The sequence below is a fragment of the Aquabacter albus genome (genome assembly GCF_040049275.1).
GTDB lineage: Bacteria > Pseudomonadota > Alphaproteobacteria > Rhizobiales > Xanthobacteraceae > Aquabacter.
On the sequence record NZ_JBDZDT010000010.1, the window covers coordinates 52,579 to 65,065 of the forward strand.

The 12,487-nt window shown below is 69.5% G+C and carries 14 protein-coding genes; 9 read left to right on the forward strand and 5 right to left on the reverse strand.

The window, feature by feature from the left end:
• Positions 1-160 precede the first annotated feature (160 nt).
• The 4 genes from ABLE91_RS23630 (at position 161) to ABLE91_RS23645 (ending at position 3,901) form a co-directional block, all read left to right on the forward strand.
• Positions 161-1,501: a DUF1214 domain-containing protein gene (locus ABLE91_RS23630; protein WP_348934859.1), complete on the forward strand. Its 1,341-nt coding sequence runs from the start codon at positions 161-163 to the stop codon at positions 1,499-1,501.
• Positions 1,502-1,645: 144 nt separating this feature from the next.
• A complete protein-coding gene (locus ABLE91_RS23635) occupies positions 1,646-2,176 on the forward strand; it encodes a hypothetical protein (protein ID WP_348934861.1) in 531 nt (176 codons plus the stop codon).
• The gene (locus ABLE91_RS23640; protein WP_348934863.1) at positions 2,145-3,461 is read left to right on the forward strand and encodes a DNA-packaging protein; all 1,317 of its coding nucleotides are present in this window, start codon (positions 2,145-2,147) and stop codon (positions 3,459-3,461) included. The genes ABLE91_RS23635 and ABLE91_RS23640 overlap by 32 nt, the downstream gene beginning before the upstream one ends.
• Before the next feature lie 197 nt (positions 3,462-3,658).
• Positions 3,659-3,901: a hypothetical protein gene (locus ABLE91_RS23645; protein ID WP_348934864.1), complete on the forward strand. Its 243-nt coding sequence runs from the start codon at positions 3,659-3,661 to the stop codon at positions 3,899-3,901.
• 2 nt (positions 3,902-3,903) lie between these two features.
• Here the strand turns inward: ABLE91_RS23645 and ABLE91_RS23650 are convergent, their stop codons facing one another.
• On the reverse strand, positions 3,904-4,506 hold the full coding sequence (locus tag ABLE91_RS23650; protein ID WP_348934865.1) for a hypothetical protein: 603 nt from the start codon (positions 4,504-4,506) through the stop codon (positions 3,904-3,906).
• A 99-nt stretch (positions 4,507-4,605) separates the two neighbouring features.
• Here ABLE91_RS23650 and ABLE91_RS23655 point away from each other — a divergent pair, with 99 nt between their 5' ends.
• The 5 genes from ABLE91_RS23655 (at position 4,606) to ABLE91_RS23675 (ending at position 8,127) form a co-directional block, all read left to right on the forward strand.
• Entirely contained in the window at positions 4,606-5,775 is a 1,170-nt protein-coding gene (locus tag ABLE91_RS23655) for a phage portal protein (RefSeq protein ID WP_348934867.1), read from the forward strand.
• 244 nt (positions 5,776-6,019) lie between these two features.
• On the forward strand, positions 6,020-6,205 hold the full coding sequence (locus ABLE91_RS23660; protein WP_348934869.1) for a hypothetical protein: 186 nt from the start codon (positions 6,020-6,022) through the stop codon (positions 6,203-6,205).
• A gap of 26 nt (positions 6,206-6,231) precedes the next feature.
• Positions 6,232-6,423 carry a hypothetical protein gene (locus tag ABLE91_RS23665; RefSeq protein WP_348934870.1) on the forward strand — a complete coding sequence of 64 codons (192 nt, stop codon included), beginning with the start codon at positions 6,232-6,234 and terminating at the stop codon, positions 6,421-6,423.
• Positions 6,423-6,947: an HK97 family phage prohead protease gene (locus tag ABLE91_RS23670; RefSeq protein ID WP_348934872.1), complete on the forward strand. Its 525-nt coding sequence runs from the start codon at positions 6,423-6,425 to the stop codon at positions 6,945-6,947. Before ABLE91_RS23665 ends, ABLE91_RS23670 begins: the two co-directional genes overlap by 1 nt.
• Complete coding sequence (locus tag ABLE91_RS23675; RefSeq protein ID WP_348934873.1) at positions 6,883-8,127, forward strand: phage major capsid protein; 1,245 nt, start codon at positions 6,883-6,885, stop codon at positions 8,125-8,127. Before ABLE91_RS23670 ends, ABLE91_RS23675 begins: the two co-directional genes overlap by 65 nt.
• Positions 8,128-8,416: 289 nt before the next feature.
• On the opposite strand, the gene ABLE91_RS23680 is transcribed toward ABLE91_RS23675, so the two are convergent.
• The 4 genes from ABLE91_RS23680 to ABLE91_RS23695 all read right to left on the reverse strand — a co-directional run bounded on the left by ABLE91_RS23680 (position 8,417) and on the right by ABLE91_RS23695 (position 12,444).
• Positions 8,417-9,511, reverse strand: coding sequence for a ligand-gated ion channel (locus ABLE91_RS23680; RefSeq protein ID WP_348934875.1), 1,095 nt, complete (start codon positions 9,509-9,511; stop codon positions 8,417-8,419).
• Complete coding sequence (locus ABLE91_RS23685; protein WP_348934877.1) at positions 9,508-10,617, reverse strand: cache domain-containing protein; 1,110 nt, start codon at positions 10,615-10,617, stop codon at positions 9,508-9,510. The genes ABLE91_RS23680 and ABLE91_RS23685 overlap by 4 nt, the downstream gene beginning before the upstream one ends.
• A 198-nt stretch (positions 10,618-10,815) precedes the next feature.
• The gene (locus ABLE91_RS23690; RefSeq protein WP_348934878.1) at positions 10,816-11,667 is read right to left on the reverse strand and encodes a lytic transglycosylase domain-containing protein; all 852 of its coding nucleotides are present in this window, start codon (positions 11,665-11,667) and stop codon (positions 10,816-10,818) included.
• A gap of 3 nt (positions 11,668-11,670) precedes the next feature.
• Positions 11,671-12,444: a S1 family peptidase gene (locus ABLE91_RS23695; RefSeq protein ID WP_348934879.1), complete on the reverse strand. Its 774-nt coding sequence runs from the start codon at positions 12,442-12,444 to the stop codon at positions 11,671-11,673.
• Positions 12,445-12,487 lie beyond the last annotated feature (43 nt).

The following is a 12,487-nucleotide window of genomic DNA, read 5'->3' on the forward strand; positions in this document are numbered from 1 at the left end:
CGCGGCGTTTGCCGAGCACCATCCAATCCCGGGCCCTTCACATGCGCGTTGGCGCCGCTGCTGTCTCCAAGGGTATCCTGCAAAGATCCCTCTTCCCCCAATCCATTTGACGCCCGCCCCACCCAGGCGCACGCTTCCTCTCCCCGCAGGGGAGGTGACCATGCCTTTCACGCGCAGAATGATGCTCGCTCTCCTGGCCTCGGCGGCCATGGCGCCTATGCTTCCGCGAACCCTCCGGGCGCAGGCGAAGGCGGGGCGGCCGGATGATGCGGCGCTCACCGAGGCCTATGTCTATCTCCTCGGCCGCATGCTGGTGATCCGCCAGGAGCGCAAGGATGCCGGCGCGGCGGGCTTCGCCTACAACGCCATCAAATATAACCCCCTGGGCTCGGCGGATTTCGTCAATCCCAATTTCGACGTGGCCTATCTGGAGGCCTGGCTCGCCGCGGACGATGATGCAGCCGTGCTGCTGGAGGTGCCCAAGATCGAGGGGCGCTATTACACCGCCCAGATCCTCGACGAATGGGGCGAGGTGATCGCCAACATCAATGAGCGCACCTTTCCCTCAAAACCCCATGGCGCGTTCGCTCTGGTGAAGCCCGGCACCAACCCGCCTATCCCTGCGGGCGCCGGGCGCATCGAACTGCATTCCGCAAAGGCGAAGCTCCTGGGCCGGGTGGAGCTGAAGGGCGACCCGGAGGGGGCGGTGGCGCTCCAGAAGGCGTTCACCGCAAAGCCGCTGGGCAAGATCGACGTGGCGGCGCCCCCGGCCATCCCGGATTTCGACAATGCGACGCTGCTGGGCGCCGAGATCTTCGACCATGTGGATGCGGCCTTCGCCAGCGCGCTGGATGTCTCGCCCGTGGCCGCCCCGATGCAGCAGAAGGTGCGGGCCATCGCGGACTATGTGGCGAGCGGGCCGGAGGCGCGGGCGGATGTGGACCGGCGGCTGAAGGAGAAGATCGTTCCGCAATTCATCGAGGACGCGCTGACCAAGAGCGCGCCCTATCGCAACCATTGGCTGGTGGGAGGGCAGGGCGGCAATTATGGCAGCGATGTCGGGATGCGCACGGTCGCGAACTATGCCGGCATCTGGGCCAACAGCCCTGAGGAGGTGGTCTATTTCGTCGCCTCCCGCGATGCGCAGGACAAGCCGCTGAATGGCGGGCAGAGCTATGTGATCCACTTCCCCGCCAACGCCCTGCCGGACAGCGTGGTGGACGCCTATTGGTCGGTGATCCTCGTGGGCATGCCCGATTACAGGGTGATGCCGAACCCGCTCAACCGCTTCAACCTCAACAACCAGTCGAAGCTGGAGAAAGAGGCGGACGGCGCGCTGAAGATCGGCATCGGGCCAAAGCCCGTGGCCGGTGTGCCCGAGGCCAACTGGCTGCCCTCGACGCCCAGCCGGCCCTTCTCCCTCACCTTCCGCACTTATGTGCCCAAGGACATGGTGCGGAACGGCCAGTGGACGCCGCCGGCGGTGACGGTGGTGCAATAGCATCAGTGGCGCGGGGCAGGGTGCGGGTTTATAGGAAAATATCCCTTGACACCGTACCGCTCCTAGGTTAGGTTTCCTCTATGTTCCGGAGTTGCGCCCGATGCGGCGCCGGCGGGACACCCCTTCACTTTCCAGGCCCTTCCCATGACGGACCCCTTGCCGCAGCCCTCGGCGGAGCAGGTGGCGCATGCGCGCGCCCTTTATGCCGCCGGCCGCACCATCAAGGACATCATGGCCGAGACCGGCTTCACCTATGCCCAGGTCTATGTGTGGATCGACAGGGAGATCGGCCCCGACGGCGGGGTGCGCGAGCGCCCCATGGCGCGGCGCATGCCCGGCACCATGCGGAGCCGCAATCCCGGCCCGAAGCGCCGCCGGGCGCTGGCCAACCGCATCTGGCGGGCGGCGGAGGCGCAGGTGTGCGAGATCGAGACGCGGCTCGCCCAGCTCGGCGCCGCCCCCGCCGAGGCGGAGCGCGATGCCCGCGCGCTCGCCGTGCTCGCCCGCGTGGTGCGGGAGTTGGCGGCGCTCGATGCGGCCACGAAGAAAAGCGGGCCCAAGGACGCCGACACCCTGAGAGACGACGAGGATGCGCGTGCCCCCACCGACCTCGACACCTTCCGCCGCGAGCTTGCGCGCCGCCTTGACGCGCTGCGTGCAGACGGGGCGGACTGACGCGCTGCTGGCGCTCCTCACCGAGCCCGTCGCTCACGGTTTGCTCACCGATTGGGAGATCTGGGCGCGGGACGACCAGTTGCCGCCGGAGACGGCGGCGAACGGAAAGCCCTGGTCCACCTGGCTGGTGCTGGGCGGGCGCGGGGCGGGCAAGACGCGGGCCGGCGCCGAATGGGTGCGCGGCCTCGCTTTGGGCCGCCCGCCCTTCGCGGAGCGGCCGGTGGGGCGCATCGCCCTCGTCGCCGAGACTATGGCGGATGTGCGCGAGGTGATGGTGGAGGGCGTCTCCGGGCTTCTCGCGGTCCACGGCAATGGCGAGCGGCCGCATTGGGAGGCGACCCGGCGCCGGCTCGTCTGGCCCAATGGCGCCGTGGCGCAGGGCTTTTCCGCCGAGGATCCGGAGAGCCTGCGCGGGCCCCAGTTCGAGGCCGCGTGGCTGGACGAACTGGCCAAATGGCGCCGGGCGGACGCCACCTTCGACATGCTGCAGTTCGGGCTGCGGCTCGGCACCCGGCCGCGCCAGATGGTGACGACGACGCCGAGGCCCACCACGCTGTTGAAGCGCCTTCTGGCGGACCCGGCGACCGCCGTGACGCGGGCGCGCACGGCGGAAAATGCCCGGCATCTGGCGCCCGGCTTCATAGATGCGGTGATCGCCCGCTATGGCGGCACGCGGCTCGGCCGGCAGGAGCTGGACGGGGAATTGATCGAGGACCGGCCGGGGGCGCTCTGGTCCCGCGCAGCTGTCGAGGCCGCGCGGGAGGCGGAGGCGCCGCCCCTCGCCCGGGTGGTGGTGGGCGTGGACCCGCCGGCCTCCTCCCGCTCAGGCGCCGACGCCTGCGGCCTTATCTGCGCGGGGATCGACGGGGGCGGCCTCATCCATGTGCTCGCGGACGAGAGCGCCGCCGGCCTGCGCCCGGCTCTGTGGGCCGCGCGGGCGGTGGCGTTGTTCAAGCGCTTCGAGGCCGACCGCATCGTCGCCGAGGTGAACCAGGGCGGGGAGATGGTGAGGGCCGTGCTGGCGGAGGTGGACCCTTCGGTTCCGGTCGACATGGTGCGCGCCACCCGCGGAAAATTCCTGCGCGCCGAGCCGGTGGCGGCCTTGTACGAGCAGGGCCGCGTGCGCCATGCCGGCGCTTTCCCGGAGCTGGAGGACGAGATGTGTGACTTTTCCAGCGACGGCCTCTCCTCCGGCCGCTCGCCGGACCGGCTGGACGCCCTGGTCTGGGCGGTCACCGCTTTGGCGCTAGGCGAGAAGGCAAGGCCGCGGGTGCGGGGGCTTTAGGCGCTGTCTCACCTCTCCCCGAGGGGGAGAGGTCGGCTGCGCAGCAGCCGGGTGAGGGGGCTCCGGCGCTTCAGAACTGGAGAGGGTTGTCCCCCTCACCCCAGCCCTCTCCCCCTCGGGGAGAGGGGGCTTCGGCTGGCACGGGAGGCGTGGGGCCCACCTAGCGTAACCCCCGCCGATATGCCAAGGATCGGGGCATGAAGAAGCGCCCGTCCATGGTCCGGGAAACCGCCGCTGCCGGCGGCGTCGGCGTCATCCTGATGACCGGCTATGCCGCCGTCACCACGCTGCCGCGCGGCACCAATCTGGAGCTTGCCATCGTCATCTGCCTGGCGCTGCTGACGCTCACCGCCTCCATCGCATTGTGGCGCTTCATGGTGCGTCACAAGGACGGGATCGGTGAGGCGCGCTTTGACACCACCAAGCCGCCGCGCGATTAGGCTCAGACCAGCCGGTCCGGCCGCTTCGGCGCGCGGGGCTCGCGCATGGGAGTTTGCGGGTCGAAGCCGGTCCAGCCGTCGTCCAGATAGGCGGTGCGGCGCGCCTTGACGTCCACGGACTTGCGCGCCTCCAGCACGGTGCGTGCCGCATCGAGCCGCAGGTTCGACACGCGGGCCACCACCAGGGTGCCGCCGCGCTTGACCGCTTCCGCATAGACTTCCGCGTCCTCCTCATCGACGCCGTCCTCCATCAGCGCGCCGATGAGCCCACCCGCCGCGCCGCCCACGGCCGCGCCAGCCACCGCACCGGCCGCCGTCGAGGCGAGCCAGCCGGCGGCGAGCACCGGGCCGAGGCCGGGAATGGTGAAGAGGCCGAGGCCCGCGAGCAGCCCGCCCGTGCCGCCGAGCCCCGCGCCCACCGCCGCGCCCGTGCCGGCATCGTGCAGGATGTCGCTCTCGTGGTCCGCATTCCCGGCCGCCGCGGCGGCCTCGCGGGTGCAGATGAGCGAGATGTCCTCGTCCGGAATGCCGGCGACCTTCAGGTCGCGCACGGCGCCCGAGGCGGCGTCATGGGTGTCGTAAAGGGCGCTGACCGTGGTCGTCATGCCGCGTCTCCTGTGAGGTCCCAGTTCCCCGGTCAACGCAAGCGGCGCGCGTCCGTTCCGGCGGATTTCCGCAACGTCATCTTCAAGCGGAGCTCATTCATGCTGTCGTCCCTCCTCGCGCCCTTCCGCCCCCGGCCACCGGAGGGGAAGGCGAGCCGCACGGCGGCCCCCGTCGCCTTCCTCGCCCAGGGCCGGGCGCGCTGGACCCCGCGGGACTATGCTTCACTGGCCCGCGAGGGTTTTGCCCGCAACGCCATCGCCTATCGCGCGGTGCGCCTCGTGGCGGAGGCGGCGGCGTCCGTGCCCTTCCTCCTCGTCGAGGGCGGGCGGGACGTGGACCGGCACCCCATGCTGGACCTCCTCGCAAAGCCCAATCCGCGCCTGCGTCTCGCCGATCTCGTGGAGGCGGTGTGTGGGCACATGCTGGTGGCGGGCAATGCCTATCTGGAGGCGGTGAGCCTGGAGGGCGCACCGCGCGAGCTGCACGTGCTGCGCCCCGACCGGGTGAAGGTGGTGCCCGGCGCCGACGGCTGGCCGGAAGCCTTCGACTACACGTTGGAGGGGCGCACCCTGCGCATTCCCCAGAACGGGCCGGGGATTGGCGGGGAGGGGGTCTCGCCCATCCTCCACCTCTCCTTCTTCAATCCGCTCGACGATCATTACGGCTTCCCGCCTTTGGAGGCGGCCGCCCAGGCGCTCGACCTCCACAATGCGGCGGGCGCCTGGAACAAGGCGCTCATCGACAATGCGGCGCGACCCTCCGGCGCGCTTATCTATGGCGGCACCGGGACGCTCACCGACGACCAGTTCGAGCGGCTGAAGGGGGAATTGGAGGCGAGCTTCCAGGGCGCCTCCAATGCCGGCCGGCTGCTGCTGGAAGGCGGGCTCGACTGGAAGCCGCTGGGCCTCTCGCCCAAGGACATGGATTTCGAGGCCGCCCGCAGCGGCGCGGCGCGGGAGATCGCCTTGGCGCTGGGCGTGCCGCCCATGCTGCTGGGCATTCCGGGGGACGCCACCTATTCCAATTATGCCGAGGCCAACCGCGCGCTGTGGCGGCTCACCGTGATCCCCCTGGTGCGGCGCATCGCCGATGCGCTCTGCGGCTGGCTGGCGCCGGCCTATGGCGCGGACCTGGCGCTGGTGCCGGACCTCGACCAGGTGGAAGCGCTCTCGCTGGAGCGCTCGGCCCTGTGGGCGCGGGTCTCGGCGGCGGACTTCATCACGGAGGACGAGAAGCGCGCGGCGGTGGGGTATGGGGTGAGGGATTAGGGTGGTTTGTCCTGGGGGCATGGAGCGCCGTAAGGCGCGGAATGCAACCCGGGACCCAGCGCAAGGGACCGCCGAAGGCGCTTCTCCCCATCTCCGACGCCACCCGGCGGAGATGCCCTTTTACGCTGGTCGCGGGGTGGCTGCTTCGCAGAACTTTTGCGCTGGATCCCGGATCTGCGCTCCGGCTGCGCCGTCGCTTGTCCGGGACAAAACCCTCTTTCTTTTCCAGCACGCGAGACACCCAATGGACGCGCTTATCCGCATCTTCGCCGAGCGGGGCGATCTCGCGCATCTGGCGCTGCTGCTGTGGGCGGCGAGCGCCAGCGTCGTCGCGCTCCGGGCGCTGGTGGGGCTCGCGAAGGCCACCGAGCGGCTGGACGATTTCGTGCGCGAGCTGGCCCGCTTCAATGCGCGCAACGGCAGCGACTGACCTTCATTCCCAAGGAGACCTCAGGCATGCGTGCCCCGTTCCAGAAGGCGCCCGCGCCGCGCATCCGCGCGCTCGGGCCGGCCATGCTGCGCGCCCGCGCGGCGGCCCCCGCGCCCGCCCCGGGCGGCGTGTTCCGCGATTTCGTGGCGACCCTCGAACGGCTCGAGCGCGCCAAGGGACGGCGCAAGCCGCGCGCGCCCGAGACCAAGGCCCGCTGATGGGCGCCGCAATCCAGAGCGCGGTGGACGGCCGGATCGAGGGCTATGCCTGCCTGTTCGATAAGGTGGATCTCGGCCGCGACCTCATCGAGCGCGGCGCCTTCGCCCAGAGCCTTGCCCTGCGCGGGGCCTCCGGCGTGCGGCTCCTCTACCAGCACGACCCCGCCGAGCCCATCGGCGTGTGGACCGATGTGATGGAGGACGCGCGCGGCCTTTATGTGCGCGGCCGCCTCGCCCTCGATGTCCGGCGCGGACGCGAGGTAATGAATTTGGTGCGCGAGGGGGCCATTGACGGCCTTTCCATCGGTTTCAAGGCCGTGCTCGCCCGCACAGACCCCCGCAGCCGCGTGCGGCGGCTCTCGCGCATCGACCTTTGGAAAGTGTCCGTCGTGACCTTCCCCATGCAGCCCGACGCCCGCATCGCGCCGGCCTTCCGATCCCTCACCCAAAGGATGATCCATGACCCAGCTTCCCGCCGCCCCCGAGACCAAGGTGATCGCGCCCGGCGAGGTGTCGCTCTATGACGACATGATGGTCGCATTCGAGACCTACAAGCGCACCAACGACCAGCGCGTGTCCGATATCGAGCGGCGCGGCGCCGCCGATCCGCTCACCGAGGACAAGATGGCGCGCATCGAGGCGGCGATGGACGCCCACAAATCCCGCCTCGACAGCTTCATGGCCAAGGGGCTGCGGCCGCCGCTCGGCGGAGTTCCGCGCGCCCCGGCGGTGGGCGAGCATGTGGATGCCTTCCACACTTATGTGCGCCATGGCGAGGCCGGCGGCCTGAAGGGGCTAGAGGCGAAGGCGCTCTCGGTCGGCTCGGGCGCGGACGGGGGCTATCTGGTGCCCACCGAGATCGAGGTGGAGATCGGCCGGCGCCTCGCCGTGCTCTCGCCCATCCGCGCCATCTCGACCGTGCGCACCATCGGCGCGGGCACCTATAAGAAGCCCTTCATGAAGACCGGCCCCGCCACCGGCTGGGCCGCCGAAACCGCCGCGCGGCCCCAGACCGACAGCCCGGTGCTCGCGGAACTTTCCTTCCCCGCCATGGAGCTCTACGCCATGCCGGCCGCCACCCAGGCGCTGCTGGACGATGCGCAGGTGAACCTGGAGGAATGGATCGCCAGCGAGGTGGACGCCGCCTTCGCCGAGCAGGAGAGCACCGCGTTCGTGAATGGCGACGGCATCGCCAAGCCGAAGGGGTTCCTCGCCTATACCAAGGCGGCGGAGAGCGCCTGGACCTGGGACAAGGTGGGCTATATCGCCACCGGCACGGCGGGCGGCTTCGATGCCACCAACCCCTCCGACGCGCTGGTGGACCTCGTCTATGCCCTGAAGGGCGGCTACCGGCAGAATGCGGTGTTCGTCCTGAACCGCCGCACCCAGGCGGCGGTGCGCAAGCTGAAGGACGAGAACGGCACCTATCTCTGGGCGCCGCCCGCGGGCGTGGGCCAGCCGGCGAGCCTCATGGGCTTCCCGGTGGTGGAGAGCGAGGACATGCCTGACATCGCCGACGGCGCCTTCCCCATCGCCTTCGGGGATTTCCGGCGCTTCTATCTGGTGGTGGACCGCGCCGGGGTGCGGGTGCTGCGCGACCCGTACTCCGCCAAGCCCTACGTGCTGTTCTACACGACGAAGCGCGTGGGTGGCGGCATCCAGGACTTCGACGCGGCGAAGCTGCTGAAGTTCGCAGCGAGCTGAGGGCGTTCCAGAAGCGCGGCAGTCTCTCTCTTTGCGGGACCGTTGCGATACCCGTCGAAGGACAGAGGCGACTGGGCTTTCCACCTCTCCCCGAGGGGGAGAGGTCGACGCCACAGGCGGCGGGTGAGGGGGCTCCGGCGGTTCAGGACTGGAGAGAGTGGGTCCCCCTCACCCCAGCCCTCTCCCCCTCGGGGAGAGGGGGCACGGCGCCTGCTTTCAGGCCGTCCGATGAACATCGCAACCCTCCCCCTCGAGGGGGAGGGCGAGATCGGCGACGCCCGCCGCCCCGTCACGCCAGGGCGTTGAGAATGAAGGAAACCGCCAGCGTGAATACGATGACGGGGATCGCCCACATCAGGAATCGGTAGATCTGCTCCTGCACCAGGCGGCCGAAAAGACGCTCGAAAACCTGGAAGCGGTAGAACAGGATATTGACGAGCAGGCTGACGCCGAGCGTCGCATAGTTCAGGGCGAACAGTTGATTGACGGCATTGTTGCTCGTCGCCAGGGCGGCATAGCTGGAATAAACCGTGAAATTCAGCGCGATGACCGCGAACAGGCCGCCGACGATGAGATTCACAAGCTCGAAGGTCTCGATCTGAAACACGCCGTCTTCCATCCGGTTCAGCCATATGGCGAGCAAGGGGATGAGAAGGGAGGCCAGAAGCGGGATGAAAATGGCCGCAACCGCCAGACCCACCTGCCGCTGGACCTCCAGCGAGACCACGACGCGCGCATGGCTTGAATTGTACCAGCCGCTCAAGGGCTTGCTGGTGAGGCCGATCCAGCCGAGATCCCAGCCGTCCAGGCTGGCCGTGTTGGAGACCTCGGAGAAATCGAGGTCGTCCTGGTCGAACTGGAGAATGACGGAATTCGTCGTGTAGCGGCGCACGGCCGCCGAAATCTCCAGCAGCTGGCGATCGAAGGGAAACCGCCGGATATCGACCGGTGTGGTGAAGTCGCCGCTTGTGCGGGTCATCAGCTCCACGGTGCCATCCGGGAAGATGCGCAGGCCCTGGGCGCGGAAGGTGGCCTCGTCATGGAGGTTGATCAGCTCGACGCCCGGCGACCAGATCTCGGCGAGCCGGGCCTCCGCGGCCGCATCACGATAGACGAGAGGCGGACCGCTCGCCTCTTCCGGCGGCTTTGCGAGGCGCGGGTCCTCCCAGCGCACGCGCAGGTCCACCGTCGCCGTGAAGGTGCCCGCATTTTCGTCGAACGCCGTGACGTCGATGAATGCGACACCCACCTGGACGGCGACCGGCAGGCCCCGTTCCGTCGGAATGTCGGTGGGCGATTGCGCGAAGGCGCAGGCCGCAAAGCCAAGCAACCAGATCGCCGCCCCAAGCGCCCTGCCCAGCAGGGCCTCAAGACCGGTCTTCATGGGGTGGTTCCGGGCCGGCTTTTGCGCGACCTGATGCGCTCGTAGAGAGCGAGGATCTGGCTCATCTCCGCCGGATACGCGCCGGGATCCTCGATCGGCTCCGCCGGCTGCCCGGCGGACAGCGCCGCAAAGCGGGTGTTGATGACCTTCAGCGGCTGGAGCAGAAAGCCGCGGATCACGATGACGATCATTCCCGACAGGATGACGATCGCGATGATCGAGAAGCAGATCTGCCAGACCAGGGATTGGCCGGCTGCCGCCCTGGTGCCGTTGAAATTGCGGGCCGCCGCAATGACGCCGAGCGATTCACCCGAGCCGTTCTTGAGCGGAATGAGCAATACGCCGTAGAAGTTGCCCTGATCTTCGCGGGTGTAGTGGGTCGGCGCGTTGACGGCGGCGATATCCGCTGCGCCTACCAGACCCTGCATCAAGGTGGCGTTGGTGGCCGTGAACCGGATGAAGCGCCCGACCTGGTTCTGGTCGCCCAACTTCGCCGGGTCGATGCCCGCAGCAAACTCGCGCAGGGAGGCTCCCTCCACGAACAAAGCGAGGTCCAGGCCATGTGCTGACTTCAGGGCGACCAGCAGCGGGGCAAAATCGATGCCGATTTCGAAGCTGCCCAGCGCGTTGCCCGAGGGGTCACTGATCGGTGCGACACCGAAAATGGCCGGTCCGGAGCGTGCGATGGCAAATCCTTTGCGGGATGCGCGCTCGCGGTTCACGGCAACGACGATTGGCCTGAAGCGGGTCAGGTCATCGCCGAACTTGCTGGGATCATTGAGCCTCAGGAACGAGGTCGCGGGTGGGACGTGGAACTGGGCCTGATCGACCCCGTGCCGGGCCTTCTGCTTTGCGAACATCTCGCCGAATTCGGCCAGCAGCCCGGGCCGGTCGCGCGCCGCCATCAGACGCTTCGTCGCCGGCAGATCGGCCACCAGTTCGGCCCGTGCGAGCGCCTTGTTTTCAGCGCCGCGCAGCGCGTCATCGACGATGGACTGCATCAGCTCGAACTGGCCCGTCTCCACCGTATTGGTGAGGCTGTTGAAAAGCCCGTACGACAGGACACCGAGCACGCTGATTACGACAACCACCGCCGCGATCAGCACGGCAGGCGCGTCACGCCCAAATCTCATGGTAATGCCCCCAACCCCGCTTTCTCCACTAAGTGAAATCGGAACCGGGAACAATCGCTAATAACTTACCATTTGTGTGCCCGGCTCATGAATTAATCCCCGGCCAGGGGCCCTGTCCCTGAGGGGTGGAAACAAGCCAAGCCGGCTCTGCTTGCCCAGGGACAGACGCCTTCAGTTCGCCAGCACGATGCAGGCGCCCCCGGCCTTGTGGATGCGCCCGCACAAGGTGTTCGCCTCGGCCCGCGTCTGCGCCGGCAGGCGCACGCGGTAGAAGGCCCGTGGCCCGCGTCCGGCGATGCGCGTGCCGATGATCATGGGCTGGAGGTCGCCGAACACCTCGGCGAGGCGGCCGGCCGCGCGCTGATAGCCGGCGAGCGCCACGGTCTTGGAGAAGGCGCCCGCCACCTGCACGCCCCAGGGCGCGAAGTCCGGGCTCAGCGCCACGTCCACGGCCGGCGCGCCGCGCCGGAGTGCGGCCACCACCTCGAGGCAGCGGGGCGGGTTCGGAACTGGCTCGGGGGAGGGCGGCTCGGGCGGGATGCGCCCCGCCTTCACCCAGTCCTCCGCGGTGCGGCCGGTGATGATGCGCACATAAGCGCGCGTCTCGCCCGGCAGGCCGGAGCGGCCGGCAAGGAAGCTCTCCACGCGGCCCGGCCCGGCATTATAGGCGGCGGCCGCGAGGCCGAGATTGCCGAACCGCTCGCGCAGGTCCTTCAGCAGGCGCGCGGCGGCGGGTAGGGCGGCCTCGGGATCGAACGGGTCCTTCAGGCCCCGCTCGGAGGCGGTGCCCGGCATGAATTGCGCGATGCCCTGCGCGCCCTTGGGGCTGACGATGCGCGGGCGGAACGAGCTTTCCTGCCAGATGAGGCGGGTGAGGAAGTCGGTGGGCAGGGATTGTGCGCGCGCCGCATCCTCGATGAGGCGGCACACCGCCTGCTCGACGCTTTCCCCGCCGGTCTGCGCCGCCACGGGCGCCGCGGCGGCAAACATCAAGAGCCACGCGAGAAGGATCGCGCGGCGCATCGCCTAGTCCCCGACCGGGCTGCCGAGGCTGCGGGCGGTGGCGATGATCCAGCCCCGCTGCAGGCCCACCAGCGTGATGCCCGTGACCCCGCCGCAGCCGCGCGCGCCGTTGGGCGCCGTGACCCAGCCGATGACGCCGGAGACCACATTGCCCTCGAAGGCCGGGCCCCCGCTGTCGCCGGTGCAGGCGCCGGCCAGCATGGCCCCGCCGCCCTCGGCCGGGGAGAGGCGGGTCATGATGCCGCCGGTATTGCCCACCGAGGCGAGCGGGACGGCCCGCAGGGTGCCTGCGGTCTTCTCCGCCCCGTCCGCCGTCATGCCGTAGCCGGCAATGAGGAAGGACGCCCCACGCGCCGGCAGGCCATTATTGGCGGCGAGGGTGGCCGGGACGAAGCGCGCGGGCAGGGGCTCGGCGAGCTTGACGAGCGCGAGGTCCGGCGTCGGGCGCCGGGTGCGGAACTGCTCGGCGTCGAAGCCGGGATTGAGCGCGACCCGCAGCGCCGGGATGAGCTGCGGCGCGCCGCCGCCCACCAGCGCCACCGCATAATCGGCCTTGGGGCCGACGCAGTGCGCGGCGGTGAGGATGAGGTCGCGCGCCAGCACCGTGCCGGTGCAGGAGGCGCCGCGCGTGGAGACGATCATCACCGTGCGCGCGGCCACATCCGCCGGCGCCGGCCCGCCGCCGACGATGGCGAAGGCCGGGGCTGCGGGCAGGAGGGCGGTGGCGACCAGTGCCGCAGCGGCACGCCGGAGGCGGGAGAAGGACAAGCGGTTCATCACTTGCTTTCTGGCGCGGGCGGGCGGCGGCGTCAATTCGAGA